General features: G+C 64.1%; 38 protein-coding genes and 1 pseudogene. 28 read left to right on the top strand and 11 right to left on the bottom strand.

The annotated features are described in order from the left end of the window. Nucleotide 1: 1 nt before the first annotated feature. The 9 genes from M6E97_RS30510 to M6E97_RS30470 are packed head-to-tail and all read right to left on the bottom strand — an operon-like array spanning nt 2 to nt 5,984. Nucleotides 2–427: a host nuclease inhibitor protein gene (locus tag M6E97_RS30510; RefSeq protein WP_267262485.1), complete on the bottom strand. Its 426-nt coding sequence runs from the start codon at nt 425–427 to the stop codon at nt 2–4. A gap of 3 nt (nt 428–430) precedes the next feature. After that, on the bottom strand, nt 431–1,630 hold the full coding sequence (locus M6E97_RS30505) for an AAA family ATPase (protein ID WP_024308351.1): 1,200 nt from the start codon (nt 1,628–1,630) through the stop codon (nt 431–433). After that, on the bottom strand, nt 1,630–3,405 hold the full coding sequence (locus M6E97_RS30500) for an integrase (protein WP_267262484.1): 1,776 nt from the start codon (nt 3,403–3,405) through the stop codon (nt 1,630–1,632). The genes M6E97_RS30505 and M6E97_RS30500 overlap by 1 nt, the downstream gene beginning before the upstream one ends. Nucleotides 3,406–3,408: 3 nt before the next feature. Then, a complete protein-coding gene (locus M6E97_RS30495; RefSeq protein WP_267262483.1) occupies nt 3,409–4,380 on the bottom strand; it encodes a hypothetical protein in 972 nt (323 codons plus the stop codon). 4 nt (nt 4,381–4,384) lie between these two features. After that, complete coding sequence (locus M6E97_RS30490) at nt 4,385–4,678, bottom strand: hypothetical protein (RefSeq protein ID WP_267262482.1); 294 nt, start codon at nt 4,676–4,678, stop codon at nt 4,385–4,387. Beyond that, a complete protein-coding gene (locus M6E97_RS30485) occupies nt 4,678–4,959 on the bottom strand; it encodes a hypothetical protein (RefSeq protein ID WP_267262481.1) in 282 nt (93 codons plus the stop codon). Before M6E97_RS30485 ends, M6E97_RS30490 begins: the two co-directional genes overlap by 1 nt. Nucleotides 4,960–4,975: 16 nt before the next feature. After that, nucleotides 4,976–5,284, bottom strand: a complete 309-nt coding sequence (locus M6E97_RS30480; RefSeq protein WP_024308355.1) for a helix-turn-helix domain-containing protein — start codon at nt 5,282–5,284, stop codon at nt 4,976–4,978. Further along, on the bottom strand, nt 5,281–5,508 hold the full coding sequence (locus M6E97_RS30475; protein ID WP_267262480.1) for a hypothetical protein: 228 nt from the start codon (nt 5,506–5,508) through the stop codon (nt 5,281–5,283). Before M6E97_RS30475 ends, M6E97_RS30480 begins: the two co-directional genes overlap by 4 nt. Continuing rightward, a complete protein-coding gene (locus tag M6E97_RS30470) occupies nt 5,505–5,984 on the bottom strand; it encodes a hypothetical protein (RefSeq protein ID WP_267262479.1) in 480 nt (159 codons plus the stop codon). Before M6E97_RS30470 ends, M6E97_RS30475 begins: the two co-directional genes overlap by 4 nt. 129 nt (nt 5,985–6,113) lie before the next feature. On the opposite strand from M6E97_RS30470, the gene M6E97_RS30465 reads away from it, so the two are divergent. Continuing rightward, the gene (locus M6E97_RS30465) at nt 6,114–6,368 is read left to right on the top strand and encodes a hypothetical protein (RefSeq protein ID WP_125878665.1); all 255 of its coding nucleotides are present in this window, start codon (nt 6,114–6,116) and stop codon (nt 6,366–6,368) included. On the opposite strand, the gene M6E97_RS30460 is transcribed toward M6E97_RS30465, so the two are convergent. Both M6E97_RS30460 and M6E97_RS30455 read right to left on the bottom strand, forming a co-directional pair. Beyond that, nucleotides 6,325–6,813 (bottom strand): hypothetical protein, encoded by a 489-nt coding sequence (locus tag M6E97_RS30460; protein ID WP_267262478.1) that lies wholly within the window; start codon nt 6,811–6,813, stop codon nt 6,325–6,327. The genes M6E97_RS30465 and M6E97_RS30460 overlap by 44 nt on opposite strands. A 44-nt stretch (nt 6,814–6,857) precedes the next feature. Then, nucleotides 6,858–7,070 carry a DNA-binding protein gene (locus M6E97_RS30455; RefSeq protein WP_267262477.1) on the bottom strand — a complete coding sequence of 71 codons (213 nt, stop codon included), beginning with the start codon at nt 7,068–7,070 and terminating at the stop codon, nt 6,858–6,860. Between the two features lie 83 nt (nt 7,071–7,153). On the opposite strand from M6E97_RS30455, the gene M6E97_RS30450 reads away from it, so the two are divergent. The 27 genes and pseudogenes from M6E97_RS30450 to M6E97_RS30320 all read left to right on the top strand — a co-directional run bounded on the left by M6E97_RS30450 (nt 7,154) and on the right by M6E97_RS30320 (nt 24,836). Continuing rightward, complete coding sequence (locus M6E97_RS30450; RefSeq protein ID WP_267262476.1) at nt 7,154–7,630, top strand: helix-turn-helix domain-containing protein; 477 nt, start codon at nt 7,154–7,156, stop codon at nt 7,628–7,630. Between the two features lie 3 nt (nt 7,631–7,633). Continuing rightward, complete coding sequence (locus tag M6E97_RS30445; RefSeq protein WP_267262475.1) at nt 7,634–8,203, top strand: hypothetical protein; 570 nt, start codon at nt 7,634–7,636, stop codon at nt 8,201–8,203. Between the two features lie 15 nt (nt 8,204–8,218). Further along, nucleotides 8,219–8,521 carry a hypothetical protein gene (locus M6E97_RS30440; RefSeq protein WP_267262474.1) on the top strand — a complete coding sequence of 101 codons (303 nt, stop codon included), beginning with the start codon at nt 8,219–8,221 and terminating at the stop codon, nt 8,519–8,521. A 6-nt stretch (nt 8,522–8,527) separates the two neighbouring features. After that, nucleotides 8,528–8,803 (top strand): hypothetical protein, encoded by a 276-nt coding sequence (locus M6E97_RS30435; protein ID WP_267262473.1) that lies wholly within the window; start codon nt 8,528–8,530, stop codon nt 8,801–8,803. 395 nt (nt 8,804–9,198) lie between these two features. Next, nucleotides 9,199–9,501 (top strand): putative holin, encoded by a 303-nt coding sequence (locus M6E97_RS30430; RefSeq protein WP_267262472.1) that lies wholly within the window; start codon nt 9,199–9,201, stop codon nt 9,499–9,501. Between the two features lie 89 nt (nt 9,502–9,590). Beyond that, a pseudogene (locus M6E97_RS30425) lies at nt 9,591–10,208 on the top strand (transglycosylase SLT domain-containing protein); the annotation flags it as partial. A 213-nt stretch (nt 10,209–10,421) separates the two neighbouring features. Next, complete coding sequence (locus M6E97_RS30420; RefSeq protein ID WP_267262470.1) at nt 10,422–11,045, top strand: lysis protein; 624 nt, start codon at nt 10,422–10,424, stop codon at nt 11,043–11,045. Next, a complete protein-coding gene (locus M6E97_RS30415; RefSeq protein WP_267262469.1) occupies nt 11,045–11,380 on the top strand; it encodes a DUF2730 family protein in 336 nt (111 codons plus the stop codon). Before M6E97_RS30420 ends, M6E97_RS30415 begins: the two co-directional genes overlap by 1 nt. A gap of 7 nt (nt 11,381–11,387) precedes the next feature. Beyond that, nucleotides 11,388–11,687, top strand: coding sequence for an ArsR family transcriptional regulator (locus M6E97_RS30410; RefSeq protein ID WP_252636139.1), 300 nt, complete (start codon nt 11,388–11,390; stop codon nt 11,685–11,687). Nucleotides 11,688–11,689: 2 nt separating this feature from the next. Beyond that, entirely contained in the window at nt 11,690–12,238 is a 549-nt protein-coding gene (locus M6E97_RS30405) for a phage protein Gp27 family protein (RefSeq protein WP_267262468.1), read from the top strand. Further along, entirely contained in the window at nt 12,238–12,405 is a 168-nt protein-coding gene (locus M6E97_RS30400) for a hypothetical protein (RefSeq protein ID WP_267262467.1), read from the top strand. The genes M6E97_RS30405 and M6E97_RS30400 overlap by 1 nt, the downstream gene beginning before the upstream one ends. Beyond that, the gene (locus M6E97_RS30395) at nt 12,398–14,056 is read left to right on the top strand and encodes a hypothetical protein (protein ID WP_267262466.1); all 1,659 of its coding nucleotides are present in this window, start codon (nt 12,398–12,400) and stop codon (nt 14,054–14,056) included. Before M6E97_RS30400 ends, M6E97_RS30395 begins: the two co-directional genes overlap by 8 nt. Further along, nucleotides 14,050–15,618: a DUF935 domain-containing protein gene (locus M6E97_RS30390; protein ID WP_267262465.1), complete on the top strand. Its 1,569-nt coding sequence runs from the start codon at nt 14,050–14,052 to the stop codon at nt 15,616–15,618. The genes M6E97_RS30395 and M6E97_RS30390 overlap by 7 nt, the downstream gene beginning before the upstream one ends. Then, complete coding sequence (locus tag M6E97_RS30385) at nt 15,608–16,837, top strand: PBECR2 nuclease fold domain-containing protein (RefSeq protein ID WP_267262464.1); 1,230 nt, start codon at nt 15,608–15,610, stop codon at nt 16,835–16,837. Before M6E97_RS30390 ends, M6E97_RS30385 begins: the two co-directional genes overlap by 11 nt. 2 nt (nt 16,838–16,839) lie before the next feature. Then, on the top strand, nt 16,840–17,415 hold the full coding sequence (locus tag M6E97_RS30380; protein WP_267262463.1) for a phage virion morphogenesis protein: 576 nt from the start codon (nt 16,840–16,842) through the stop codon (nt 17,413–17,415). A gap of 427 nt (nt 17,416–17,842) precedes the next feature. Further along, on the top strand, nt 17,843–18,571 hold the full coding sequence (locus M6E97_RS30375; protein WP_267262462.1) for a Bro-N domain-containing protein: 729 nt from the start codon (nt 17,843–17,845) through the stop codon (nt 18,569–18,571). Then, nucleotides 18,568–18,885 carry a hypothetical protein gene (locus tag M6E97_RS30370; protein ID WP_267262461.1) on the top strand — a complete coding sequence of 106 codons (318 nt, stop codon included), beginning with the start codon at nt 18,568–18,570 and terminating at the stop codon, nt 18,883–18,885. Before M6E97_RS30375 ends, M6E97_RS30370 begins: the two co-directional genes overlap by 4 nt. Nucleotides 18,886–19,002: 117 nt before the next feature. Continuing rightward, nucleotides 19,003–20,109, top strand: a complete 1,107-nt coding sequence (locus M6E97_RS30365; protein ID WP_267262460.1) for a phage protease — start codon at nt 19,003–19,005, stop codon at nt 20,107–20,109. A gap of 3 nt (nt 20,110–20,112) precedes the next feature. After that, nucleotides 20,113–20,520 carry a hypothetical protein gene (locus M6E97_RS30360; RefSeq protein WP_267262459.1) on the top strand — a complete coding sequence of 136 codons (408 nt, stop codon included), beginning with the start codon at nt 20,113–20,115 and terminating at the stop codon, nt 20,518–20,520. 14 nt (nt 20,521–20,534) lie between these two features. Beyond that, nucleotides 20,535–21,428, top strand: a complete 894-nt coding sequence (locus M6E97_RS30355) for a Mu-like prophage major head subunit gpT family protein (RefSeq protein ID WP_267262458.1) — start codon at nt 20,535–20,537, stop codon at nt 21,426–21,428. A 12-nt stretch (nt 21,429–21,440) separates the two neighbouring features. After that, on the top strand, nt 21,441–22,043 hold the full coding sequence (locus M6E97_RS30350) for an HI1506-related protein (RefSeq protein WP_267262457.1): 603 nt from the start codon (nt 21,441–21,443) through the stop codon (nt 22,041–22,043). 3 nt (nt 22,044–22,046) lie between these two features. Then, nucleotides 22,047–22,562 carry a gp436 family protein gene (locus M6E97_RS30345; RefSeq protein WP_267262456.1) on the top strand — a complete coding sequence of 172 codons (516 nt, stop codon included), beginning with the start codon at nt 22,047–22,049 and terminating at the stop codon, nt 22,560–22,562. Continuing rightward, a complete protein-coding gene (locus M6E97_RS30340) occupies nt 22,562–23,002 on the top strand; it encodes a hypothetical protein (protein ID WP_267262455.1) in 441 nt (146 codons plus the stop codon). Before M6E97_RS30345 ends, M6E97_RS30340 begins: the two co-directional genes overlap by 1 nt. Beyond that, nucleotides 22,999–23,208, top strand: coding sequence for a DUF7210 family protein (locus M6E97_RS30335; RefSeq protein ID WP_252636149.1), 210 nt, complete (start codon nt 22,999–23,001; stop codon nt 23,206–23,208). The genes M6E97_RS30340 and M6E97_RS30335 overlap by 4 nt, the downstream gene beginning before the upstream one ends. 11 nt (nt 23,209–23,219) lie before the next feature. Further along, complete coding sequence (locus tag M6E97_RS30330) at nt 23,220–23,993, top strand: hypothetical protein (RefSeq protein WP_196474630.1); 774 nt, start codon at nt 23,220–23,222, stop codon at nt 23,991–23,993. A gap of 2 nt (nt 23,994–23,995) precedes the next feature. Further along, the gene (locus M6E97_RS30325; protein WP_267262454.1) at nt 23,996–24,511 is read left to right on the top strand and encodes a DUF6631 family protein; all 516 of its coding nucleotides are present in this window, start codon (nt 23,996–23,998) and stop codon (nt 24,509–24,511) included. A 157-nt stretch (nt 24,512–24,668) separates the two neighbouring features. Continuing rightward, entirely contained in the window at nt 24,669–24,836 is a 168-nt protein-coding gene (locus M6E97_RS30320) for a hypothetical protein (RefSeq protein WP_267262453.1), read from the top strand. Nucleotides 24,837–24,955 lie beyond the last annotated feature (119 nt).

Raw genomic sequence — 24,955 nt, 5'->3', positions numbered from 1 at the left:
GTCACTCCTCCTCGTCGCTGGCCGGGGCGGTGCGTTCGATGGACAGCGGGAACTTCTCGAACTGCAGCCGGGCAAGGCGCAGCGCCAGACGCCATACCTTGTGCAGCTCTCCATCCAGAACTGTTGGGTTGGCATCGTCGACGCCCAGGCACACCTGGGTGCCTTCGGTGGCGTTGATCATCTTGTCGAGGTTGCCAAGGCGGTTCTGGTGCCACTGCACCAGGCCCTCGGCGATCTCCTTCATGTTTCCGGGAGCGGCATTCATGTCGGTCTGCTCCTGGAACAGTCCGAGCATCTCCTCCAGGAGCTGTTTCTCCTCGTGAGCCCGCAGCAGCTGATTGCCCTGGTCGAACGGCCCGCCGACCATGCTCCAGGCCGAGGCGTAAACCTGGGCCTGATCCATGATTTGTTCGATGGTGATGGCCATGGCTCACACCTCCGCAATGATGTCCGCCGACAGGCGGGTGGCGCCGACAAGGGCGGCCTGGTTGAAGGCAGCGGCCAGCATGTTGTGCACGGCCAGCGGGTACAGCACCGAGCCGTTCTCCTTGGAGCCGGTACCGGTGAGCTTGCTGCGCAGGGCTTCGATGGCCGGTTCGTCCATCACCTCTTCCAGCGGTTTGTTGACCAGCTTGAAGCGGTGCTTGAGGTAGTCGCCCAGGTGCTGGTCGAGCGGGTTGAGCTTCACCACCTCGCAGCGCTGCACCACCTCGCGCACGTCGGCGCGCTTCTCGCTGAGCTTGTTGGCCAGCTCGCTCTGGCCGATCAGCACGATGCTGAGCAGCTTCTCGAAGCCGTCCTCCAGCTCGAAGAAGCGCTTGAGGTGCTTGAGGGTCGGTACCGGGATGGCGTGGGCCTCCTCGATCACCAGGACGTGGCGGTTGCCCATGCGGTGCGACTCGCGCAGCACGTTGTGCACGGCGCGGTACCGGGCATCCAGGCCGCGCGGCATCTTGCTGCCAGGGCTTACGGTGGCCAGGATGGCCTCGCAGATGTGCATGGCCTTGAGGGTCTTGCCCTTGAAGTCGTCATCCTCCATGCCGATGACGTAGGGCTCGATGACGATCACCGGCTTGTCTTCAGTGCGCAGGCGTTCGTGCAGATCCTTGCGGATGGTGGACTTACCCGAGCCGGACTCGCCCAGGATCGCCAGGAATACGCCGTAGCGCGTGACCTGGTAGAGGCTTTCGCGCACGTAGCGGATATCCGGCGAGACGAACAGATCAGCGCTGGTGCGCGGGTCTGCGAACGGGTCGCCGAACATGCCGAAGTGCTGGCGTGCCTGCTGTGTCAGTTTGGTTGCGCGTAGTAGCATTGTGTCGGGCTCCTCGATTGGCTTCTTGGGATTGCGGTGCTCAGGCCGTTGGGCGTTGCAGCGCCCAGCGGCCACCTTGGTGTTCTGCTCCTGGTTCTCCTCCTCTTCGAAAATGCCCACCAGCTGCATGCCGGTGACGTTGAAACTCTCCAGCCAGGCGACGATGCGCGCCTTCAAGTCCTCCTGCGGGATGGTCTTGGGCCACATGCTGTGGTTGATCAGCTGGGAAATGGTCGGGCGGCTCAGGCCCAACTCGCGGGCCAGGTCGGCCTGGCCCAGGTTGTGGTAGCGCAGCAGTGCTTTGAGCTTGAGCATCACGCACCTCCTACGACGGAAAGGGTTGGTCGGCGGGTGAAGGCGGCGCGCAGGCTGGCCTCGACGCTGTCGAGGGCTTCTTCCTGGATGCCGGCCGGGTGGTGCTGGCTAAGCCAGGCGTAGTGCTCCGGGCTCCAGTCGGTGAAGCGCGCCTGCAGGCGCTTGGCGGCGGCGAAGATGCTGAGCGGCGGCGTGACGACGGTAGGCGCTGCCAGTTCGTGCTCGGTGCCACGGCGCGGCATGAAGGTCGGCAACTGTGCATCGTCGATGTGCTTGTAGGGCTGCAGCTGGCCACCGAAGGGGATGGCCTTGGCCTTGCGGGCCGCTGCCACGTCTTCCTCGGTCTCGGCACCCATGGCCAGCTTGGCGGCCTCCTTGCGTGCCACCTGGGCCGGGGTGTCGGCCATGCGCTTGAAGGCTTCGCCGATCACCGGGGCGGTGACGTCGAAGCCCAGCTCGTTGCGGGCGACCACCGGCACGACGTAGTACACCTCGTGGCCGTGGGCATCGACGGTCACCACCTGGGCGGCCTGATCGTTCCAGGGGTTGCGGGTGACCATGATCTTGTCGCCGACCATGACATCCGGCACCACTGATACATCGAACTCGCGGCCCTGGAAGCTGACGCGCATCTTGGTGTTGACTTTGCGGCTCTCGGGTTCGGCCACGGCCAGCTGGCGGCAGACTTCGACGCTGGGCACTTTGATCAGCTGTTCCTGGCGAATGGTCAGCCACACGTCGGTGCGCGACTTGCCGTGGCGGCTGTGCTTGGCGGTGGCGTTGAAGTGCATACGCCACTTGGCTGCCAGGGCGTTCAGCTCGTCCAGGTCAGCCACCGGCTGGAAGCGCAGGCCAGCCTCGAACTTGCGCTCGATCAGGTTCCGCGCGTTCTCCACCTGGCCGGTGACGCGAGCAGCACCAGGTGCGTGGACGATCATCTGAATGCCCAGGCTGCGGCAGAGGTTCTTGGTCATGCCAGCGGTGTTGGCTGAGCCTGGGTCCATCATCAAGCCGAAGGGCCGGCCATGCATGACGTCGGCGCCGCCGCGCTCCTGCATGGCGTTGATCAGCACGCTGTTGAGGTTCTCGCCGCTCTCGGCGCCCATCACGTACTGGAGGTAGATCCAGCCGCTGGCGTGGTCGGTGATTTCATACGACCAGACGCGGTCGGCGGCGATGCGAGCGAGGTTCTTGGGCTTGTTCTTGTAGAACTGGTCCGCCTCCATCACGCGCAGGCCGTTGGCGTTCTTCTCGGCAGTGGGCTTGAGGTAGTAGAGAACGCACAGCGAGGCGTCCACCTGCCAGATGTGGTTGGGGTGCAGGCTCTGCAGCTCGGTCACCGGCGCCGGGGCCAGCAGCTGGTCCGGGTGTAACTTGTAGGCGTACAAAGCGCGGCTGATGGCGCTGAGCGACATCGGGCGGATCTCGCCACTGACCTTGTCGATGGCTTCGGCGCGGATCATGCCGCTGGCGCGCAGCGCCTCGACGGCATCACCCAGGGAATAGAGGCGCTTTTCGTTGCGGCGGGCGGACTCGATCAAGGTGGCGCTGATGGTCAGCGCCTCCTCACGGGTGAGCGCGCTCTGGCCGGCATCGGCGCGGCGTTTACGGGGAGCAGCGGCCACGGTCACTTCCTCCAGTTTGCGGTATAGGGTTGCCAGGCTCAGGCCCAGCTCCTGCGCCGCAGCCCGGCACAGGGCGGTACGCTGGCCGCGCGCTGCGCGTTGCAGCGAGCGGTCCAGGTCGACCAGGCGTTGGGTAATGACGGCGCTCATGGGTTAAGCCTCGGCATCCGTGATGGTTTGGACGCCTTCCTGGTGCATCCAGGAGAAGTCCTCCTCTTCGCCCACCTCGGGCAACTGGAACTCGGCCTTCAGCTCGCCGAGCAGGCGCTGCAGGTGGGCGATCAGCTGGGCCTGGAAGTTGCGGTGGTCGCTGCCGGTCTCGCTGCCGTGCTGCTCCAGGCTGGCGAAGGCGGCGCGCAGCTTGCCGCTGATGTCGGCCTCGGCCTCGAAGGCGATGCCGACTACCTCCTGGCGCAGCTCCTTGGCGGCGTCGTCGGCCGACATGGTCTCGATGCGGCGCTTGGCCTTCTCCAGATCCTGCTTGGTGCGATCCAGCTCGGCGCTCTTCTTGCTGAGCACCTCGCCTAGGGCGTCGTAGTCGGCCTGGGTGTCTGTGAGCTTCTTCTGCAGCTCGTCCTTTTCCTTGGTGTGGGTGTGGATCAGCTCTTCGGCCAGGTACTGCACGGCTTCGAGGTTGCCCTGCTTGGAGGCTTCGATCAGGGCGGACTTGGCGTCGTCGGGCAGTTTGCGGATCTCCCGCATCTTGCCGGGGCCGATTCCGACCTTGCGCATACTGTCAAACAGCTCTTCGCCGAGCTGGTTGAGGTTGTTGATTTCGAGGTCAATTGCCTGACGGGATTTGCCCTCAACCAGTTCGCAGTATTCATCCCAAGTGCTAACCGGTTGGCGGTTTCCCGATGCGTCAACATGGATGAAACCCTTGTATTGCCTGGATTCCTTGATGTGCTGCAGGTCGAGAACATCGCTAACGGTTAGCAGTTTTGTGATCATTTGCGCCATGGAGCGGCGGCCGATGCGTTCGCCGATCAGCTGAGTGACATGGCGCATTTCTTCGGTGAAAGCCTGCTCCAGCTTGCTCGATGTGTTCTGCAGCTCCGACAAGGCTTGTTCGGGAAGGTCTGCATCCGGGGTGATCCCGGTTGGCTTGTTGGCAGTACGGGCCATGTTGCTACTCCTGCATATCCAAGTTGTCGAAACGCTTCATCCAGCCCTCATGACGCAGCGCGTCGAGGCTTTCCTTGAGGGAAAGACCGCTACGGACAAGCTCTTCAAGGCGGTTGACCAGGCCGATCAACAGTTGCGCTTTCAACTCGTTGCCGCCTGCAGCAGACACGGCGTCGGGACGATGGCCGATGCTGGTCAAAGTGCGTATCCCGTCTCCTGCCATGGCCAGGCTCAGCAGTCGGTAATTGAGAGAGGTCGCCAGCTCGGCGAAGGCGCGGTTCAGGTCATCACGCTCCATCAGGCAGCCCTCTTTGCCGCATAGCCAGCCAGCGCACGCAGACGCTCGATGGCCTCGACACGGTTGCCGTTGGCTTCGATCAGGGTATTGCGGAACTCGTCGGCGCCACGGCGGCAGCCGTAGTAATAGGCATCGAACTCCAGGCTGCCCTGCGGGTAGTTGACGGTGGTGGGCTCACCCTCAATGCGCAGCTTGAGCGCGGCACAGAGGCCTTCGACATACACGCTGCTGTGGCGGTCGCCACCGCGCAGCAGGTGTTGGGCCAGTTTGGTGTAGTTCATGGCGTGCTCCTTGTTGTTAGCGGCTGGCACCGGCCAGCACGCGTTGGTTGATTTCGTTGATGCGGTGCTGCGCGGCGCCCATCTCGTTGGCGTGGGCCTGGGCGATCTGCAGCAGCGCGATGGACGGGGCGAAGCGGCCGTTGTCGAGCTTCACGGCCAGGCCTTCGGCGATCAGGGTGTTGATGGCGCGGTTGATGTTGGCCGGGCTCTCGCCGAGCCCCTTGGCCAGCTCGCCGTTGCTGATGCCGGTGAGGCTGTAGCCCTTGAGGGCCTTGAGCACGCGCAGGATTCGCGCGCCGCTATCGGAGGTGCGTGGGGTGGTCATGCTTGGGCTCCGGTGGAGGTGTAGAACGGTTTCATCTCGGCGCTCACCTCGGCTGCGATGGCCTGCAGCTCGCCAACGGTGAGGTCGCGCAGGGGCTTGCCCAGCGCCATGGCGCGCTGTGCAAACAGCTTCTGGCGCGAGCCACACCACCAGTCGGTGAAGCCGGCGAACGGCTCCAGAGCTTCGTGCATGTCCATCACCTGAGTCAGCTCTACGGCGTTCATGCCTGCTCTCCTAGATCCAGTTGCGGGTTTGCGTGCTGCTGCACGTTTGTGCGGTGCCAGGCCAGGCTGGTGAGGCCGGCCTGCAGCGCGGCCTGGGCGGCGTCGGCATCGACCTGGCCCTGGTAGAAGGCGATCAGGGCGCCCGTGGTGGCGTTGAGTACGGCCTGCAGCTCGTTTACGTCCTGCGCGGTGCAGGTACGGCCGGACGGGATATCGATCAGCAGCTTGCCGCTGGTGGATGCCAGCCAGCGCGAGATCAGGGCGATACCGCAGGCATGCTCGAAGGCCGGGATCAGCACCGCAGGCATGCGCCCTTCTGTTAGCCACTTGTAGAGGGCCCAGTGGTTGGCCTGGCCCATGCGCTCAGCAATACGCTCGACACTGAGGTTGTGCCGCTCCTTGGCGAACTCCAGCGACCACTCCATGGCTTGGCGGATGCTGCTGGGCTGGGCGTTCTTCCAATTGCACTTCTTCATTGGAAGGCCTCCAGAGACGCGCCATGGCATGGCGCCAAACAAATTACGTTTTTGCTGCTGGGCAAAAGCGTTGCCATTGGCACAATGGAATCAGGTACATTCATCAACAGACGCAGGGCGGGATAAGCGATGGACGACGTAGAGCAGTTACGTGCCCAGGTAGAGGCGCAGGGTTGTGTGATCAACCACTTACTGGTCGCTTGTATGCGGCATGGCATCATTGACCCGCAGGCGCTGGCCGATGAGTGCCGCGAGCGGCGTGCCAGCCCTACGTCCATCGCGGCAGATCCCCGCGCAGGGCGTTTGCTGCTGAAGGAGTTGGATGCGTGGGCGGAGCTGCTCATTGATCAGCACCATGCAGATGCCGAGTCTCCAGATGCTTGAGTGCTTCGTCTTCGCTGACACCCAGAGCGTCAGCCAGGGAAAGCACATGGCGATAGACAGATTGGGTAGACGTGCCCATCGCCTGCGCCAGGCGCTTGCGCCGGCCAAGGCCATCCATCAGTCGTTCGCTGATTTCTTGTGCCTCGGTATCGGTCAGAGATGGATGTGCTGCGGCGCCCCGAGCTCTGGCATTCAACTGCTGCCCTACAAGCCGACCTGCACCGATCAGCATCAGGCGATCGATCAGCTTTGCAGTACCGGCGCTGGCCGGGGTGCGATCGACGAACACCAGGGCCTGCTGGCGGGCTTCGGCCAGGTGAGCGGCGATGGCCGGGCCATCACCAGGTGCGCAGGCGATCAGCGCGTTGAGCGCAGCGCGCCAGGCGTCCATGGGGTGGGGAATAAGCTCGATCTCTTCGAGCGCAACTTGCGGCTTGTCGGTCATGGCAGTGACCCTCGCTGCTGTTGTGGTTGGGGTGAGAGGACGGGTTAGGCGGCTACCGGCTCGCCGACCTTGATGCCCAGGGCGACGGCGATGTCATGCGACTGGCCGTAGTTGCCCTTGGAAAAGCCGTTGAGCACTTGGGAAACGGCGGTGGGCGGGAAACCGTGGTCTTTCGCCCATTGGGTGACGGTCAGACCCTTGGCCTTGAACTGAGCCTTAACCTGCTCTGCGGTCTTGGGTTTTTGCTGGGTTGCCATGGCGGTGGCTCCTCGGCGGCTGTTTGAAGTTTTTTGATGTGGTACGAATATAGTCAAGATATCTTGACTGAGTCAAGGTGAGAATGAAGCAATTCGATCAGCAGCTGATGCGGCTCAAGTCCATGCTGGGCGTCACGGGCGACCAAGACGTGGCCGCACTGCTGGATATGAGCAAGGCGGCGTTCTCGGACAGGAAGAAGCGCGACTCCTTCCCCGAGGAGAAGCTGCGCGCGCTGGCGCACCGCCGCCCGGATCTGCCCATAGATGTTGAGTACGTGTTGCGCGGCGAGACCGCTCGTATGCGCTATGAGCGAGATCACCCAGGGCAGCCGGCCAGCATTGCCGAGGTGGCCGCCTATGCGATGCAAGAGGCGCTGAAGCCTGATGAGCAGCTGTTGCTGGAGGCCTATCGCGGCCTGACAACGAGCGCGCGCAAGGCGCTATTGGCGGACTTGCTCACTGGCGGCAAGTCGGTCAGACCCAAGCCACAAAGTGATGGCATCAAGGTTTTAGGAAGCGGCCACCGTGTCGCGGGCAGGGACTATCACGAGAAGGAGTAGTACGTGAGCGGGATCGAGTTGGATGGCGATCAGAACCGAGTAGCTGGAAGGGACTACGTCGAGATCAATCTGGCTACACCGGAGCGTGAGCCCTTGGCCCAGGCGCAGCGGACGCGGTTGAACGAGGAAGTGGCCAGGCTCGCCGAAGAGTTGAGCCTTGACCCGCGGATGCTCTGGCGCAGCGTGCATGAGAGCACAGGCGTCAAGACTGTCGGCGAGGTAAAGAAGGACCAGTTCCAGGACGCGATGGCCGCTCTGCAGGCCGTGCGGGACCGGCACCTGGAGAAGGTCCGCGCCGGGTTGCTGATCAAGGAGCTGGAGCAGGCCGCCCTTGAGCGCAGCATGGCCAAGCAGCTGTCGCGCTACTGCCTGCGCGAGTTCGGCGAGCAGTCGCTGGCTGGCCTCAGCATCAAGCAGCTCAGCCAGGCGCTGCGCTACGTTGATGAATACCAGCCCCCGGCGCCGCTGGTGGCGCCGTTGTCCGTCGCGGGTTTTCGTATGCTCGCTGTTCGCCACCCCTGGCACTTCACCGCAGTGTTTGTGGTCGGGGCGTTGCTTGGGAAGGTCTTTTAACTAGGAGGGTTACCAATGGCGCTAATTGAATGCCACGAATGCAAGAAGGAAATATCCGACCAGGCTAAGGTTTGCCCTGGTTGTGGCGCTAAGGCGCCCAGAGAACCAAAGAGTTATGCGTGGTTGTGGACGATCCTGATTCTGCTGGCTGGGTTTGTTTGGTACAGCACGGTTACTACCAAGGAGCAGCGCCAGGATCAAATGGCCTATGAGCTATGTCTGCAGGATATGAAGAAGTTTCCAGGCAACCCAATTGTCGCTGGGACCTGCACCATGCTGCGTGACAAGTACAAAGCCAAATACCACCGAGAGCCATGAGGGCACATGAGCGACTACGGCGAAGGTGACCTGGACCTGCTGTTCACCATGTTCGAAGGGGTGATGCAGGCCCAGGAGTACCTGGCTATGAGCCTTTTACATACCGGCGCGCTTGATCGCGCAGGCCTGCAAGCCAGGCTTGAAGCCGCGCTGGCCAGGGATGATTTGCGGGTTGGCACACAACTCCCCCTTTCGCGCATGCTTGAGGTTGTGAAGGGGCAGCAGCCGCCCCCGCCACCTCGCTGGACGCCTCGGGTGATTCCTGGGAAGAAGCCTGACTGAGCCTGCGCTGCGCCTCTGCCTCGACGGCGGCACGTCTGGCAGGCGCGGCGCGCTGCAACTCAAGGGCCTGCTCCAGCAGGCCCCTGCGCGGTTGATCGAACTCGCGCAATATCGATTCGGCCCGTGACCTGAAGGTCGCCAGGCTTTCACCGTTCTCAATGCTGTAGTCGATGATCTGGCGAAGTATCGCCAGGCGGTCGGCGTCGGTCGTCTGCATATCGGTTGCCCTCTGCTGGTTTGGCTGCCGATCCTGCGCCCCTGCCTGGGCAATGTATTTTTGCCGCGTCCAAATTACTCCGCGCGCGCGCGAGGCGAAGCTGTGATCTCTCCCCCGGTCGGACTGCCGGTATGAGCACAGCAACGGCCAGGGATTGGCCAACCTCGGAGCGCAACCCATGGCCACCTGCCAGAACAAGCCCAAGCGCCGCTTCCTGCCGCGCATGACCGTTTTCGCTGTTATCTCCATCCTGCTGCTGTTGGCCATCTGGTATGTGCGGCCTGAGCAGCTGCAGGTGGTGCTGTACAAGGCCAGCCTCATCACCATCGGCGCCGTGTTGGGCTACTACATCGACCGCGCGCTGTTCCTGGTCCAGTCTCGTCCCCACCAGTGCATCGGTGGCATCCATATCGTGGGCGCCTGGCTGCGCCGTGCACTGATCGTGCTGGCGTGTGTGCTCGGCATGACGCTGGGGCTCTGATCATGGGGCGCCTCAAGCGTTGGATTGCTGATCGAGCATCTGATCTGTACTCGGCCTATCTGATCTCGCCAGGGCTGGTAACGGTTCAGGTGCTGCTTCTGGTGGTTCTGATTTTGAGTGTGTTTCTGGTGCCTTCAGTCGAAGCCGCCAGCATCCCGACCGCTGCTGAGCAGCACCGCCGCACCCTTGTGCGCGCCGCCCATGCTGAGTGGGGCCTGGGGGCGCCTGTGGCGACGTTCGCAGCTCAGGTGCATCAGGAAAGCGCCTGGCGGGTGAATGCCCGCTCACCGGTCGGCGCAGAGGGCCTGGCGCAGTTCATGCCGGCTACTGCTGACTGGATGGCCGAGATCTACCCGCGCGGCCTGGGCCCGGCGCAGCCGTACAACCCAGGCTGGGCACTGCGGGCGATGGTGGCGTTCGACCGCTGGCTCTACGAACGAAACCAGGCCGTGAGCGAGTGTGACCGCTGGGCCTTCGTGCTGGCCGGATACAACGGCGGCAATGGCTGGGTGAATCGTGACCGCAGGCTGGCATCGGCAAAGGGCGCCGATCCGCTGGCCTGGTTCGATTCCGTCGAGCGGCACAACGCTGGCCGCTCGATCGCCAACTTCCGCGAGAACCGCCATTACCCGCGCGCCATCCTGCTGCGCTGGGAGCCCATGTATGCGGCTGCCGGCTGGGGGCCTGGCGTGTGCGCCGACAGGTATAGCCGCCATGAAGATCCCAACGCTGTTTCTGCTCGCCACGTTGACCACCAGTTCGCCTGCCGCCTGCTCCCGGAACTGGTTGGCTGCCGCCGAGCTGTTCGCATCGCCACCGCCCCGCGTTCGCCCGGCCCAGCTCTGGCCGCCCGAGCGCGTGGACAAACGACCGCCCATGCCGCGCTGGCTGCGGCGCCGGCTCAAGCGTAAGGGGCGGTGATGAAAAACGTCATCGGCTGGGTCGCTGACTACTGGTACGTGCCGATCTTCGTGGCGCTGATGTACCTGATGTGGGCCTACGGCGAAAGCCAGTACGACCTGGGGCACAGCACCGCCCAGGCCAAGGGCGACAAGGCCCTGGCTGACCTGCGCGAAGAGCACCAGAAACTACGCGCCGACGCCGCCGAACAGAACCTGGTGCTCTACCGCCAGCAGGTGGAGCGCGCCAACCAGGCCGAGCTGGTGTTCCTGGATGCCCAGGACGAGATCGGCCGGCTCAAGCAGCAATTCACACAGGAGCGCATCAACCGTGTCTCGACTCAATACACCCCGGCGCGCGGCGCTGCCCCTGTGGCTGCTCCTCGCTTCGTTGTCACTTGTGGCTGGCTGCGCGACTTCAACGCAGCGCTTGGAGCCACCGCCCCAGCTCCACCCGGCTGCCGAACCTACGCCGGCTCTCAAGAAACGGCCTGGCCCGCCCCCAGCTCTGACGCCGAACTACTGGAAAGCGGCGTTACCGCGGCTGACATCCTGGCCCATGCGCGTGACTACGGCGCTTGGGCGCTCGCCAACCTTGCGCAGCTGAACGCGCTGATCGACCTACACGACAAGGACAAGCCCTGATGGACTTCGACTACCTGCTGCGCCTCGGCCAGTTTCTGTTCACCGTCCTGGTGGGCCTGTTTTCTCTGATGGCGGCGCGCCGGGCCAGCTCGAAGGTCGAGGCCGAGGCGCTGGCCAAGCGCCTGGCAGGCCAGGATAACCGCCTGCTGGTGCTTGAGCAGCAGATGAAGCACCTGCCGACCAGCGAGCAGCTCACCGAGCTTGCCGAGAAGCTGGCCGAGCTGGGTGGCGACATGAAGGGCATCAAGTCCGATATCTCGGGCATCAACCGCTCCCTGGACCCGCTGAATCGCTCAGTGGACCGTCTGAACGACTACCTCCTACACAGCAAGTGAGGCTGCGATGAACAACCAAAATTTCGCCGATTACCTGCGCCAGGATCAGCGCCTGGTGATGCTGCGCATCCTCTCTGAGCTGCCGCAGTACCGCGCCAACTCGTCGGTGATCACCAGCCTGCTGGGCGAGTTCGGGCATCACCCGAGCCGGGACCAGGTCAAGGGCGAACTGACCTGGCTGGGCGAACAGGGCCTGGTGAAGGTGGAAGATATCGGCTCCGTCCTGGTCGTCACCCTGACCGAGCGCGGCGCCGACGTGGCCGCTGGCCGCGCCTCGGTACCGGGCGTCAAGAAGCCGGGGCCCTGACCATGGCGCGCAAGAGCAGCGTCGACAAGGCGCGCGATGAGGTTCGCGACCTCATCCACCGCATGCTGCGGGACAACCGGCTGACGCTCGACCAGATGCGGGACGTGCTCGAGGAGCAGTTCCCCGGCGAAGAGGTGCCGAGCCGCACTGCGCTCCATCGGTACAAGAAGGGTTTCGCCGAAATCATGCGCCACCACCGCGAGATCCAGGTGGCGAGTGACGCGCTGGTCGCCGAGCTGGGCGAGAACTTCGACGACAAGTCCGGCGCGCTGCTGGCCCAGGCCGTCACGACCCTGGCCACCCGTGCTTCGCACTCCGCCCTGGAGAAGGAAGAGATCGATATCGGCGACGTGCTCGACCTGACCCGCGCGGCGAAGTACGCCCAGGAGTCCCGAGCCCTGAGCAGGAAAGAGCGCGCCGAGGTGGCCAAGGAGGCCCGCGCCCAGCAGCTCAAAGAGCAGGAACAGCGCCTGGAGGAAATGCGTGGTACCGACGGCATGAGCGAAGAGTTTGAAGACCGTATTCGCCGCGTACTGATGGGTAAAGCCTGATGAAACTGCTGGCGATTATCGGTTTGCTCTGGATCGGCTGGCTGCTGGGCTGGCGCCATGCCCATCTCACCGTAGCTACAGAGTGCGAGCGCCTCGGCGCCTTTTTCGTCGGCAAAACCGTTTACCGCTGCACCGCCATCGAATCGAAGGAAGAGCCCAGTGAGTGAGCCAGAAGCCAAGGCGCTGAAAGCGCTGACCAAGCCCCGCAAGATCGATCTCGCCGCCGAGCTGGAGCTGCATGGCGTTGTCGTGCCCCAGGACATGGCCGATGCGGTACCAGAGAAAGAAGGCGTTTTCCTGCCGTACCAGCAGCGCTGGTTCGACGACACCAGCCAGATCATGATCGCCGAGAAGTCGCGCCGTACCGGCCTGACCTGGGCCGAGGCCGGGCGCAACGTCATCAACGCCGCCAAGCCCCGCCGCCGTGGCGGCTGCAATACCTTCTACGTGGGCAGCAAGCAGGAGATGGCGCTGGAGTACATCGCCGCCTGCGCGTTGTTCGCCCGTGCCTTCAACGAGATGGCCCAGGCCGACGTCTACGAGCAGACCTTCTGGGATGACGGGCGCCGCGAGGAGATCCTGGCGTACATGATCCGCTTCCCGAAGAGCGGCTTCAAAATCCAGGCGCTCAGCTCGCGCCCAAGCAACTTGCGCGGCCTGCAGGGTGATGTGGTGATCGACGAAGCGGCGTTCCACGAGTCTCTGGAAGAGCTGCTCAAGGCCGCCCTGGCGCTGACCATGTGGGGCAACAAGGTGCGGCTGATCAGCACCCACAACGGTGTGGACAACGCCTTCAACAGCTACATCCAGGACGCCCGCGAGGGGCGGAAGGATTACAGCATCCACCGCATCACCCTGGACGATGCCCTGGCCCAGGGGCTGTACAAGCGTATCTGCTACGTCACCAACCAGGAATGGTCGCCCGAAGCCGAGAAGCAATGGCGCGACAAGCTGTACAAGAACGCCCCCAACGTCGAGTCGGCCGAGGAGGAGTACGGCTGCGTACCGAAGAAATCGGGCGGTACCTACCTGAGCCGGGTACTGATCGAGCAGGCCATGGTCAATGACCACTCCATCCGAATCTACCGCTATGAGGCGCCCGAGGGCTTCGAACAGTGGACGCCTGAGATGCGCGAGGCTGAGATCCGCGCATGGTGCGAGGAGAACCTTGCGCCCGAGCTAGCGCGCCTGAACGCGCGCAACCGCCATACCTTCGGTGAAGACTTCGCCCGCCGTGGCGACCTGACTGTGTTCACGCCACTGCAGATCGATCCGCTGCTGCGCAAGCGCGTGCCCTTCGAGGTTGAGCTGCGCAACCTCACCTACGAGGCGCAGCGCCAGATCATGTTCTACATCTGCGATCGCCTGCCGCGTCTGAGCGGCTTGGCGTTCGACGCCACCGGCAACGGCGGGTATCTGGCCGAGCAGGCAGCTCTGCGCTATGGCGCCGGCCTGGTCGACCAGGTGCAACTCAGCCTGGCCTGGTATGCGCTGTGGATGCCCAAGTTAAAGGGCGAGCTGGAGGCCTTCAACCTGCAGATCGCCCGCCACCAGACCCGCCTCGACGATCTGTTGTCGATCAAGGTGGACAAGGGCGTGCCGGTTATCGAGAAGGGCCGCACCAAGGATCTGCAGGCGCAGGACAGCAAGGCCAAGCGCCACGGCGACAGCGCCGTATCGCTGGCCATGGCGGTGCGGGCCAGCTTTATGGAAGGCGGCGCCATCGAGTTCACCGCACTGCCACGCCACAGCCGTGGCTTCGACAACGTCGACGACAACGACACTGACCTCACTCTCCCGGAACCTTCAGCATGGTGACCACATCCCGCATCCTGGGCCCCGATGGCCAGCCGATCCAACTGGCCGAGATCCGCGAGCCGCAGACCGCCCACCTCACCAGCCTGCATCATGAGGTAGGCAATCACCCCTCGCGCGGCCTGACGCCCAGCCGGTTGGCAGGCATCCTCGACCAGGCGGAACAGGGCGACGTGATTGCTCAGTACGAGCTGTTCGAGGATATCGAGGAGAAGGACGGCCACGTGTTCGCCGAAATGGGCAAACGCCGCCGCGCGGTGTCCCAGCTTGAATGGCAGATCGTCCCGCCCGACAACCCTACTGCCAAGGAGAAAGAAGCCGCCGCCGCTCTGGAGAGCCTGCTGGCCGGGCTGGATGACTTCGAGGCGATGCTGTTCGACGTGACCGACGCCATTGGCAAGGGCTTTGCCTGCCTGGAGTTCGACGGCTGGCACCGGGTAGACGGTGACTGGCTGCCCAAGGCGATCGATCACCGGCCGCAGACCTGGTTCCAGCTCACCCGTGGCGAACGCCGTCAGGAGATCCGCCTGCGCGGCTCGATGGGCGGCGAGCCGCTGCAGCCGTTTGGCTGGATCACCCACATCCACAAGGCCAAGAGCGGCTACCTGGAGCGCAGCGCACTGATGCGTGTGCTGGTGTGGCCGTACCTGTTCAAGAACTACAGCGTCGGCGACCTGGCCGAGTTCCTGGAGATCTACGGCATCCCCATGCGCGTGGGTAAATACCCAGGTGGCGCCACCGAGAAGGAGAAGCTGACCCTGCTGCGCGCGTTGGCACAGCTCGGGCACAGCGCAGCAGGCATCATCCCCATCGGTATGGAGATGGAGTTCCTCAACGCCGCGCAGGGTGACCCGGCCGCGTTCAAGCTCATGATCGACTGGTGTGAGCGCACTCAGAGCAAGGTGATCCTGGGCGGGACGCTCACCAGCGGGACTGGCGAGGGCACCAACACCAACGCCCTGGGCAACGTGCACAACGAGGTGCGCCTCGACCTGCGCGACTCAGACGCCAAGCAGCTGGCCGCCACCATCAGCCGTGACCTGGTGTATCCGATCGCCGTGCTCAACGGCCTGGCCGACAGCTGGAAGCGCTGCCCGCGCCTAGTGTTCCCCACCGACGAACCCGAGGATCTCAAGTCCTACGCCGATTCGCTGCCGCAGCTGGTCAAGCTGGGCTTCAGGATTCCGCGCCAGTGGGCCCAGGAGAAAGTGGGCATCCCCGAGCCATCCGAGCAAGAGGACGTGCTGCAGCTGCAGGCCGAAGCATCGGCGCAGACCCCCCCCGAACCGCCAGCCGTGCGTGCGGCAGCTACCGCACAAAAGCCTGCCACCACCGCAGCCCAGCGCCTGGACGATGACCTGCAGCCCATCACCGGCCAGTGGATCATGCGCATTCGCCAGCTGGTGGAACAGGCCGAGAGCCTGGAGCAGATCCGCGACGGCCTGGCCGAGCTGCTGCCGGACATGACCCTGGAGCAGTACGCCGAGGCCATGGCGCAGGCGCTGGCCGCTGCCGCCCTGCAGGGGCGCCTGGACATCGTCCAGGAGGCTGCCAATGGCCGTTAGCGCCACGTCGCTGCCGTTCCGCGAGCAGAACGAGTTCCTGCGCCGCAAGCTGAACCTGCCTACAAACGGCTGGACGGACGTATACGGCCGCGAGAACGACTATGCGTTCGTGGTGGCCGGTGCCAACCGCAACGACCTGGTGGCGGACTTTCACCAGGCGGTGCAGCGAGCGATCGAGGGCGGCACAACCCTGGAGGCGTTCCGCCAGGACTTCGACCGCATCGTGGCCAAGTACGGCTGGAGCTACAACGGCGGCCGCAACTGGCGCTCGCGGGTGATCTACGAAACCAACATGCGCAGCAGCTACATGGCTGGCCGCTATGAGCAGCTGCTGGCCGTGCGCGAGGAGCGCCCTTACTGGCAGTACCTGCACAGCGACGCGGTCGAGTACCCGCGAGAGGAGCACGAAGCCTGGAACGGCATGGTGCTGCGCTGGGATGACCCGTGGTGGCAGTACCACTTCCCGATCAACGCCTGGGGCTGCCAATGCAGCGTGCGGGCGCTGAGCGATGACGACCTGGTGCGCATGGGCAAGACCGGGCCGGACACGGCGCCGCCGATCGTCTTCGAGCAGCGCACCATCGGCCAGCGCAGCCCGCAAGGCCCGCGCACCGTCGAGGTGCCTGTGGGCATCGACCCTGGCTTCGAGCACATTCCCGGCCAGTCGCGGCTGGAAAGCCAGGTGCCGGTACCGCGCCCGGGTGAGGAGCTGATCCCGTCTGCCGCGCCTGGCCTGCCCAACCGCCGTGCGCCGGATGCGCTGCCGGTACCGCGTGTGATCGACCCCGAGACCCTGCCGCCTGCAGGCATGAGCGATGCCGAATATGCCCGCCGCGCGCTCGATGCCTTCGGCGCCCAGCTCGATGCCGCCGAGCTGCTCACCGACGTCCTGGGCGAGCGCATCGCTGTTGGCCCGAGCATGTTCCAGCAGCCCAGCGGCGCCCCGGCCGTGCAGAGCCAGGGCGAGCTGCTGCCGCTGCTGGCGGAAACGCTGTTACAGCCAGACGAAATCTGGACGCGCCTGGAGTACTCCGAACCGCTGCGCAAATCCCAGGTGCTGCGCCGCTACCTCGGCCGCTTCAACCTGGGCCAGCAGCTGACGCAGCTGGTGGTCATCGAGCTGGCCGGCAACGCCTGGAGCTGGGATATCGAGGCAGACCGCGAAGGGCTGGCCGAGCTGCTGCGCCAGGGCGTGCGCCTGTACCGGCGCGAGGACTGACCATGGCCGGCGTTACGCTTGAGTTCGATGCGGTTGGGGCATTGGCCATCATCAATGAGGCTGCAGCCGCAACCACAAACCCTGCTGAAATGCTGCGTAACATGGGTGAATACCTGGCCTTCCAGGCATTACCCAGCCGCTTCGCCAGTCAGTCCTCGCCGGATGGCACGCCCTGGCAGGCGCTGTCGCCGGCGTACCTAAAGCGCAAGAAGAAGAACAAAGACAAGATCCTGGTGCGTGACGGCCCTCTGAGCAACGGGCTTAGATTCCAGGTGTCAGGCGGCGACTTGCTGGTGGGCACCAACATGGTCTACGGGGCGATCCATCACTTCGGTGGCAGCATCGATATCGCCGCCCGCAGCCAGCAGGCCTACTTCCGCCAGGATGGCCGGACTGGTGAAGTGGGCAGCCAGTTCGTCAGCAAGAGTCGTAGCAACTTTTCCCAGTCGGTCACCATCGGTGCCTACACCATCCAGATACCTGCACGCCCCTGGTTGGGTGTCAGCGACGACGACACCTATGAGTTGATCAACATCGCGATGAAGTACCTGATGCCAGGCGTTTGGGGCGGAGGCTGAAAACGCGCCAGGAAGGCCCCTAGAGGCGTTTGGGGGCTGCCGTTGTACGCGTCGGGCTGCCTCTGGCCCTTTCCGGGGCTGTTTGGGCGTTTATAAACACGGCTCTGCATCAGGCCTGGAGTGAGTTTTGGGCTAAAGCCTGGGAAAACCGGGAAAATGCCGGAAAATGGTAAAACTGTTGCCAAGGTGGTAACGCTGGGCTAGGGTAAAAGTACTTAAACCAAACGGCAGTCACTGCGCTGACCTCGCAGCCTGCCGCCAGCCCTCGGGCTGGCGTTTGCATTTTTACGGTCGGGATGAGAGCGCGGATACAACACCCTTCGGGGGAAGAAGCGCCAGGGTTCCCGTTTGGACCCTAGTTGAATCCCGACCACCTGATGGGCTACTAATCCGTCAGGCAAGACACTTAAACCAAACGGAGGTCATCATGACCGCGCTCACCTTCCGCGATACCCGCCTCGATGTTATCGACCGTAACGGCCAGCGCTGGCTCACTGCCGAGCAGATCGGCCTGGCCCTTGGCTACGCGCCAGACAACGCTCGTAAGGGCGTAAACAAGCTCTATAACGCTCATAGCGACGAGTTCACCGAGCAAGACACAGGTGTCGCCGTTTTGGCGACAGCTAGTGGCCACCAGGAGGGCCGCATTTTCTCCTCCAGCGGTTGCATCCTGCTCGGCTTCTTCGCCAACACCGCCCGCGCCAAGGAGTTCCGCGTGTGGGCCAAGCAGGTGCTGGCCTCCCGTCCGGAACCCGCCGCACCGGCGCGTGGCCCGTCCGGCAGGGTGCTGATCACCCGTGCCATGGAACGCCAGGTGCTGGAGCTGTTCGTCGCCGGCTGGCGGCAGCGCGCCATTGCCGCTGAGGTGGGGCTATCCGCTGCCGCCATCAACCTGCTGCTGCATGCCAAGTATCAGTTTTCCCCGGCGGCTGGCGAACCACAGTGCAGCCCCGAGCTGCTCGCCGCTGTGGCGGTTAAGCACCTGCAGAACGAGCAGGCGCGGCTGATCGAGCAGCAACAGCGGTTGGCCCAGCGCTTCTGCAACTCGGCGCACAACCAGCCGCTGGCCGACCAGCTCGACCGCATTGGCCGGCACCTGCAACAGGCCGCCGCCGTCGCCCTGCTGCCGCTGAGCAGCAAGGATGGTGAGCAATGAGCCTGCATGAGCTGCGCCCCGACCAAGTGGCCGCGATTAACGCTTTTGCCGCACGCCGCCTGGCCGAACGCATGGGCGCCCTGAGCGCCCTGAAACAACTGCTGGCCGTGCCGCTGCCGGTGGATGCCGAAGGTGACGAAACCCCGGCCATGCTCGACCATGTGTCGCGCAGCGACCTGTGCCAACTGGTGGACGTGCTGGCCGGCGACCTGGAGCAGCAGGCCTACAAGGTGCAGGAACTGGCCGACCAAGCCCTACACAACACCCTGGCCCTGCTGGACTACCCCGCCGACCACACCCTGCGCGTGCGCTGACCCTCCCTAGCCCGGCCTCACGCCGGGCTTTATTTCCTGCCGTAATGCCCTCGCCAGCCAGCGAGATTTTTGCCCCGTCAAAATTACTTGCCCGGCCTGCCGCGCCAAGCTGCCGGCATGAAGACAAAACGCCTCCCTCTCGCCGTTGCACTCGCCGCTTGCAGTTTCGTACTGGGGGCGCCGGCTGCCGACAACACCATCTGGGTTCAGGTGACCCCGGCTGGCCACTTCCTGCCGGCTGATGGCCGCGAGATCAAGGTGCCGTCCTGGCATATCAACCAGGCGGTGGCCACCAAGGTCATCGAGCGCTTCCACGCCCGCAAGAACAAGCGCGTCGTCGACTACGAACACCAGACCCTGCTCAAGGAAGAGAACGGTCAGCCCGCTCCAGCTGCAGGTTGGTACCAGGCCCTGGAGTGGCGTGAGGGCGAAGGCCTGTTTGCCCAGGTGCAACTGACCGCCCGCGCCGCGCAGTACATCGCCGAGGGCGAGTACCAGTATTTCTCCCCCGTGTTCCTTTACCACCCGACCACCGGCGACGTCCTGGACGTGCAGATGGGCGCGCTCACCAATGCCCCGGCAATCGACGGCATGCAGGAACTCAGCCTGCGCGCCGCCGCGTCGTTCGGCTGTTTCGATGACTCCCCAGAGGAAAACCCCGTGAACCCACTGCTGCTGGCGGTCTGTGCCGCGCTCGGCCTGCAGGCCGATAAAACCACCGAAGAGCAGGCCATCGCCGCGCTCACTGCATTCAACAACGACCTGCGCAAGCTGCTGGGTGAAGGCGAGGCCTCTGATGGCAAGGCCGTCCTGGCAGCCTGCACCGGCCTCAAGGCCAAGGCCGCTACCAGTGTCGACCCGGCGCAGTTCGTGCCGCTCTCGGTCGTCGACGGGCTGAAAGCCGAGATGGCCGCCCTGACCGCCCGCCTGGGTGAGCGCGACGAGAAGGATCTCGACAGCCAGATCCAGGGCGCCCTGGAGGATGGTCGCTTGCACAAGACCATGGAGGAATGGGCGCGCGACCTCGGCAAGAACAACCGCGCAGCGCTGACTGCCTACCTGGACAAGGCGCAACCCATCGCGGCCATCGCCGGTAGCCAGACCGGAGGCAAACAGCCGGTGGCGGACGAGAAAACTGGCCTGACCCAGGACGAGCTGGCTGTTTGCTCGGCCATGGGCCTGACCACCGAGCAATTCAAGGCCGCCAAGGCAGAGGAGCAATAAGCCATGACCGCGCTAGCCAAAGACCGCAACACCAAGCGCCGTGATGGCGTGCAGTACTCCGACCCGGTAGCCGCCAGCACCAAGATTTTTGCCGGCGCCCTGGTGTGCATCAACGCCTCGGGCTACGCCGTGCCGGGCAGCACCGCCACCACCCTGAAGGCTCGGGGCGTGGCGCAGGAGTACGTCGACAACTCGGCCGGCAGTGCCGGTGATCTGCGCGTGGAAACCCGCCGTGGCGTGTTCCCGTTCGTCAACAGCGCCTCGGCCGACGAGATCACCCGTGCCGATATCGGCGCCAACGCCTACATCGTCGACGACCAGACGGTCGCCAAGACCTCCGCCACCAACACCCGCTCGGTTGCCGGCGTTATCCGCGATGTGGATAGCGATGGCGTCTGGGTCGAGATCTAAGGAGCAAGACTCAGATGATCATCAACAAGCAAAACCTCGCCATCCTGCACACCGGCTACAAGGCGTCGTTCCAAGGCGCATTTCAGGGCGCAGTGATCGACTATGACCAGATCGTGATGGAAGTGCAGTCCGGCACCGCCATCGAAACCTACGGCTGGCTGGGCGCTACCACCCGTTTCCGTGAGTGGCTGGGCGACCGCGTGATTCAGAACCTGGCGCTGCATGACTACAGCATCAAGAACAAGACGTTCGAGAACACCGTGGGCGTGCCCCGCGAGGCGATCGAGGACGATCAGTACGGCACCTACAACACCCTGATGGCGCAACTGGGCCAGGACGCCAAGGAGCACCCGGCCGAGCTGGTTTATGCCCATCTGAAAAACGGTTTCACCGGCAAGTGCTACGACGGCCAGTTCTTCTTCGACACCGACCACCCGGTGATCGGCGCCAACGGCCAGGAAACGTCGGTGAGCAACTTCCAGGGTGGTAGCGGTACGGCGTGGTTCCTGCTGGACGTCACTCGCATGATGCGGCCGATCATCCTGCAGAAGCGCAAGAACTATCAGTTCGTTTCCAAGACCGGCGAGACCGACTCCAACGTGTTCGACCGCAAGGAGTTCGTATGGGGCGTGGATGCACGCCTGAACGTCGGTTATGGCCTGTGGCAGCTGGCCTACGCCTCCAAGGAAGCGTTGGATGCCGACAGCTTCAACGCGGCCTATGCCGCCATGCAGGAACTCAAGGGCGACAACGCACGCCCGCTGGGTATCCGTCCGAAGCTGCTGGTGGTGCCGCCAAGCATGCGTGCTACCGCCCTGGAAGTGGTCAAGGCCGAGCGCAACGCGGCCGGCGCCACCAACATCAACCGCGACGTGGTCGACGTGCTCGTCACCCCGTGGCTGGCCTGATGGAGGTGATCCATGGCTGGTAAAGCGTCCACTACCAAGGCGCCTGCGAAGGCGCCCACCAAGAGCGCAGAAAAGGCAGCCCCTGCGGCTGCCCCTGCAGCCGCCGAACAGCTGGACAACCAGCCGGTGGCATCTACCGAGAACGCTGCACCGGCTCAGGTGACCGAGCCGGCCAGCACCGAACAACCTGCGAATGAAGCATCCGTTCTGGAGAACGGTTCCATGGGGCAGGACGCCCCGACCGATACCGCCCCGGCCGCGTCTGATACGGCGGCCGCAACCAGCCAACCGGCATCTGCCGCGCCCCAGGCGTCTGTGGGCGATGCCGTGGTGAATCAACCAGGTGCGGAGGCGCAGGCAGCAGCATCGCCTGCAGGTGGCAATGCCACTGATGCTGTTGATGGCCTGGACGACGACGGCGACATCGAGGGCCTGTGGGTGACAGCGATTCCCGAGCAGGGCTTCCGCCGCTGCGGTTTTCGCTTCACCCGCGAGGGCTTCGGCATCGCCCTGGACGCCCTGACGGCCGAGCAGATCGAGCAGCTGGAGACCGAGCCCAACCTCAAGGTTGAGCGCGGCATCTTCTCTGGCCGTGTCGGCGAGCGCGTGTACTGACCCATGAACTACATCACCCTCGACGACCTGGCCGAACGCCCAGGCGCACGCGAACTGGCCCAGGTGGCCACCAAGGAAGGCGTGCGCGCGGTGGCCACCGATCTGATGGAGGCCACCCTGCGCGGCGCTGACCGCAGCGCCTGGGCGGCTGACCTGGTCGCCGTTGCGGATGATGCCCTGCAGCGCATCCAGGACGCCGTCACCGAGGCTGAAAGCCTGATCGACGGCTACCTGGCCAAGCGCAGCTACCCGCTGCCGCTCAGCCCGGTACCGAAGCTGGTCACCGGCTGGACGCGCGACATCGCCCGCTACCTGCTGCACAAGGATCGCGGCGGTAAAGAGGACAACGATCCGATCGTGCGCAACTACAAGGATGCGCTGAAGTTCCTGGGTCTGGTCGCCGAGGGCAAGTTCAGCCTGGGCGCCGAAGATCCAATCACCAGCAACCCGAACCAGCTCGACGTGCGTTTCGAGTCCGCGCCGAGCGTGTTCGATCGCACAAGCAGGCGGGTGTTTTGATGAACTTCGCGCCTCTGGATACCACCCTTGTCGAGAACCGCCTGCGCGAACAGGTGCAGGACTTCGGCGAGGTCAACGGCGCCGCCGCGTATCACACGCTCAAGGGCCTGCAGGACTTCCGCACCGGCGATTGCTGGGTGGTACTGGCTGCAGAGACCAACCCGGCAGCCGATGGCGGCCAGCCTCGGCGCAAGGCAGCAGCTGCTGCCGTGTTCGGCGTGGTGATCTGCGCCAGGAATTACCGCGACGTGCATGCGGACGCGGCTAAGGATGAAGTGATGACTTATGTCGGTAAGTCCCGAGAGGCACTTATCGGCTGGGCCCCAGCCGGCTGGAAGGATTGCATCTGGCTCAAGGGCCAGGTGCTCGACAGCGATAGCGACCGGGTGCTTTGGATCGATATTTACACCACCACCCACGTACTAGGGGGCAACCCGTGAGCAAGCAACCCGAAACCGCAGCCAAACCGGCCGCCAAGCCCGAGCTGCACAAGGTGAAACTGGCCAAGCCGCACAAGCATGCCGGCGAGGATCACCCCAAAGGCGCGACCATCAACGTGACCGCCCCCGAGCGCGACTTTCTGATCCGCGTGGGTGTGATCGCAACCCCTGAAACTACCGACGCCGCCGCTCCGGCTGCCGAATAACGAGGTGCACAATGTCTGAGTCTTACTACTTCGGCCAAGGCAAGCTGTGGATTGCTGAGATCGGCGCAGGCGGTGTCCTGGGCGACTGGGTATGGTTGGGTGATGTGTCTGAGCTGACCGGTCAGGGCAACGAAACCCGCGTTCAACACCGTGAGTCGTTCAGCGGCGTTAACGCAATGGTGCGTGACTTTGGCAAAGAGGCTGGGATGACCTGGAACGCCACCATGCACCAGCTCGACACCGACAACGTCGGCCGCTTCACCCGCTCCCGCATGAGCGCGCAGATCGCCGGCACCGTGACCGGTGAGCAACTGCCCAACCCAGTGGAGGATGGTGAACTGATCACGCTCGACTACATGAACGTGACCGACCTGGTGATCACCGACAGCCTCACGCCGACCCCGGCGACGCTGGTGCGTGGTACTCACTACGACTACGACATTTTTGGTGATGTCGAGATCCTCACCCTGCCGACCAGCCCCGCGCCGACTTTTCCACTGCTGGCCGCATACAGCCATGGCGCAACCAAGCAGGCCGCGTTCCTGGCCGGCACCGACAAGAACTACGCCCTGAAATTCAAGGGCAAGAACCTGGCCGAGAACGGCGCGCCGGTCCTGGTCGAGCTGTACAAGACCAGCGCCGGCCTGCTGCAGCAACTCTCGCTGATAACCAGTGGCAACCAGTTGGCCGGCTCGCCGGTTACCTTCACCACGCTCCTGGATTCCAGTAAGCCTGCCTCGGGCGACCTGGGTCAGTTTGGCCGCTTCGTTGAAATGGCTTCCTGACCATGGCTCAGCGCAAGAAGAAGCAAGGCATCATTACCGCGCCCGAGGCCCCAGCGGCCGAGGGCGCGGATGACCTGCAGAAACTTCACCCCAACCTGGAGGCGAAGCTGAACGGGCGCATTGTCGTCGTGCGCGAGTACGGCTTCGTCGAGGGCCTGCAGGTTCGCCAGCAGCTCAAGCCGTTCCTGGAGGGGCTGTACGAGCTGATCAAGGCCGAATCGGTGCCGCCCCTGGAACAGATCATGGAGCTGGTCGTTGCGCACCTGGGCGACGTCCTGCAGGCGGTGGCCACCTCGGCCGACATCGAAGTCGAAGAGCTGCGCACGCTGAAGAACCAGGACGAAGGCGACTTGCTGCTGATGCGCTGGTGGACGGCCAACGGCCCTTTTTTCTATCGGCGCGCCCTAAGCCGGATTCTGGCCGAGCGTTACCGGGCGGCCGAGGCGGAAAAGCAGCGCGCTGGGCAGACGTCTACGCCTGCCTCATCCGCGCCGGCTACGGCGACGTCGAGCGAATAGGCCGCTACACCGAGCGGCAGATCCTGCTGCTGTTCGAGGCTGAAAAGCGCCACCGGCGCACGGAGCGTGCCGAGATGCTGAAGGACATGAACCTGGCCTTCGCCGGTGGCGAGGCCGCCAACAAGCACTTCAAAGAGCTGTTGCCGTAGGAGGCACCATGAAACAGGCCATTGCCGAGCTGCAGCGTACTGCAGAGATTGCCGAACATAACCAGCCCTACAGCGAGCAGGCCGGGGACACCGCCCAGGCCGAGCTGCAGCGCACTACCTCGCAGGAATGCCGCGAGGCGATCGAGCAGTTGAAAGGCGACTCTCCCGACCTGTAAGTAACACCCGAACCCTGGCGGCGGGTAACTAGCCGCCATCGACACAGCAAGGTGCATCTATATCGTTAGATGCGCCTGGCTGTGCATGCTTTTGCCTCGTCAAAATTACATCCTGCCCC

The organism is Pseudomonas sp. B111 (genome assembly GCF_026428275.1).
Lineage (GTDB): Bacteria > Pseudomonadota > Gammaproteobacteria > Pseudomonadales > Pseudomonadaceae > Pseudomonas > Pseudomonas aeruginosa.
This window is presented reverse-complemented; position numbering and strand designations above follow the sequence as displayed.

Excerpts from the sequence above, each read along its gene's own strand:
- M6E97_RS30370 (WP_267262461.1), top strand. The coding sequence starts at position 18,568 with ATGAGCCTGCATGAGCTGCGCCCCGACCAAGTGGCCGCGATTAACGCT.
- M6E97_RS30390 (WP_267262465.1), top strand. The coding sequence starts at position 14,050 with ATGGTGACCACATCCCGCATCCTGGGCCCCGATGGCCAGCCGATCCAA.
- M6E97_RS30470 (WP_267262479.1), bottom strand. The coding sequence starts at position 5,984 with ATGAAGAAGTGCAATTGGAAGAACGCCCAGCCCAGCAGCATCCGCCAA.
- M6E97_RS30325 (WP_267262454.1), top strand. The coding sequence starts at position 23,996 with ATGGCTCAGCGCAAGAAGAAGCAAGGCATCATTACCGCGCCCGAGGCC.
- M6E97_RS30465 (WP_125878665.1), top strand. The coding sequence starts at position 6,114 with ATGGACGACGTAGAGCAGTTACGTGCCCAGGTAGAGGCGCAGGGTTGT.
- M6E97_RS30460 (WP_267262478.1), bottom strand. The coding sequence starts at position 6,813 with ATGACCGACAAGCCGCAAGTTGCGCTCGAAGAGATCGAGCTTATTCCC.
- M6E97_RS30355 (WP_267262458.1), top strand. The coding sequence starts at position 20,535 with ATGATCATCAACAAGCAAAACCTCGCCATCCTGCACACCGGCTACAAG.
- M6E97_RS30380 (WP_267262463.1), top strand. The coding sequence starts at position 16,840 with ATGGCCGGCGTTACGCTTGAGTTCGATGCGGTTGGGGCATTGGCCATC.
- M6E97_RS30455 (WP_267262477.1), bottom strand. The coding sequence starts at position 7,070 with ATGGCAACCCAGCAAAAACCCAAGACCGCAGAGCAGGTTAAGGCTCAG.
- M6E97_RS30510 (WP_267262485.1), bottom strand. The coding sequence starts at position 427 with ATGGCCATCACCATCGAACAAATCATGGATCAGGCCCAGGTTTACGCC.
- M6E97_RS30405 (WP_267262468.1), top strand. The coding sequence starts at position 11,690 with ATGGCGCGCAAGAGCAGCGTCGACAAGGCGCGCGATGAGGTTCGCGAC.
- M6E97_RS30360 (WP_267262459.1), top strand. The coding sequence starts at position 20,113 with ATGACCGCGCTAGCCAAAGACCGCAACACCAAGCGCCGTGATGGCGTG.
- M6E97_RS30340 (WP_267262455.1), top strand. The coding sequence starts at position 22,562 with ATGAACTTCGCGCCTCTGGATACCACCCTTGTCGAGAACCGCCTGCGC.
- M6E97_RS30350 (WP_267262457.1), top strand. The coding sequence starts at position 21,441 with ATGGCTGGTAAAGCGTCCACTACCAAGGCGCCTGCGAAGGCGCCCACC.
- M6E97_RS30485 (WP_267262481.1), bottom strand. The coding sequence starts at position 4,959 with ATGAACTACACCAAACTGGCCCAACACCTGCTGCGCGGTGGCGACCGC.
- M6E97_RS30400 (WP_267262467.1), top strand. The coding sequence starts at position 12,238 with ATGAAACTGCTGGCGATTATCGGTTTGCTCTGGATCGGCTGGCTGCTG.
- M6E97_RS30320 (WP_267262453.1), top strand. The coding sequence starts at position 24,669 with ATGAAACAGGCCATTGCCGAGCTGCAGCGTACTGCAGAGATTGCCGAA.
- M6E97_RS30330 (WP_196474630.1), top strand. The coding sequence starts at position 23,220 with ATGTCTGAGTCTTACTACTTCGGCCAAGGCAAGCTGTGGATTGCTGAG.
- M6E97_RS30410 (WP_252636139.1), top strand. The coding sequence starts at position 11,388 with ATGAACAACCAAAATTTCGCCGATTACCTGCGCCAGGATCAGCGCCTG.
- M6E97_RS30435 (WP_267262473.1), top strand. The coding sequence starts at position 8,528 with ATGAGCGACTACGGCGAAGGTGACCTGGACCTGCTGTTCACCATGTTC.
- M6E97_RS30345 (WP_267262456.1), top strand. The coding sequence starts at position 22,047 with ATGAACTACATCACCCTCGACGACCTGGCCGAACGCCCAGGCGCACGC.
- M6E97_RS30415 (WP_267262469.1), top strand. The coding sequence starts at position 11,045 with ATGGACTTCGACTACCTGCTGCGCCTCGGCCAGTTTCTGTTCACCGTC.
- M6E97_RS30450 (WP_267262476.1), top strand. The coding sequence starts at position 7,154 with ATGAAGCAATTCGATCAGCAGCTGATGCGGCTCAAGTCCATGCTGGGC.
- M6E97_RS30475 (WP_267262480.1), bottom strand. The coding sequence starts at position 5,508 with ATGAACGCCGTAGAGCTGACTCAGGTGATGGACATGCACGAAGCTCTG.
- M6E97_RS30440 (WP_267262474.1), top strand. The coding sequence starts at position 8,219 with ATGGCGCTAATTGAATGCCACGAATGCAAGAAGGAAATATCCGACCAG.
- M6E97_RS30430 (WP_267262472.1), top strand. The coding sequence starts at position 9,199 with ATGGCCACCTGCCAGAACAAGCCCAAGCGCCGCTTCCTGCCGCGCATG.
- M6E97_RS30375 (WP_267262462.1), top strand. The coding sequence starts at position 17,843 with ATGACCGCGCTCACCTTCCGCGATACCCGCCTCGATGTTATCGACCGT.
- M6E97_RS30365 (WP_267262460.1), top strand. The coding sequence starts at position 19,003 with ATGAAGACAAAACGCCTCCCTCTCGCCGTTGCACTCGCCGCTTGCAGT.
- M6E97_RS30500 (WP_267262484.1), bottom strand. The coding sequence starts at position 3,405 with ATGAGCGCCGTCATTACCCAACGCCTGGTCGACCTGGACCGCTCGCTG.
- M6E97_RS30480 (WP_024308355.1), bottom strand. The coding sequence starts at position 5,284 with ATGACCACCCCACGCACCTCCGATAGCGGCGCGCGAATCCTGCGCGTG.
- M6E97_RS30420 (WP_267262470.1), top strand. The coding sequence starts at position 10,422 with ATGAAAAACGTCATCGGCTGGGTCGCTGACTACTGGTACGTGCCGATC.
- M6E97_RS30385 (WP_267262464.1), top strand. The coding sequence starts at position 15,608 with ATGGCCGTTAGCGCCACGTCGCTGCCGTTCCGCGAGCAGAACGAGTTC.
- M6E97_RS30495 (WP_267262483.1), bottom strand. The coding sequence starts at position 4,380 with ATGGCCCGTACTGCCAACAAGCCAACCGGGATCACCCCGGATGCAGAC.
- M6E97_RS30505 (WP_024308351.1), bottom strand. The coding sequence starts at position 1,630 with ATGCTCAAGCTCAAAGCACTGCTGCGCTACCACAACCTGGGCCAGGCC.
- M6E97_RS30490 (WP_267262482.1), bottom strand. The coding sequence starts at position 4,678 with ATGGAGCGTGATGACCTGAACCGCGCCTTCGCCGAGCTGGCGACCTCT.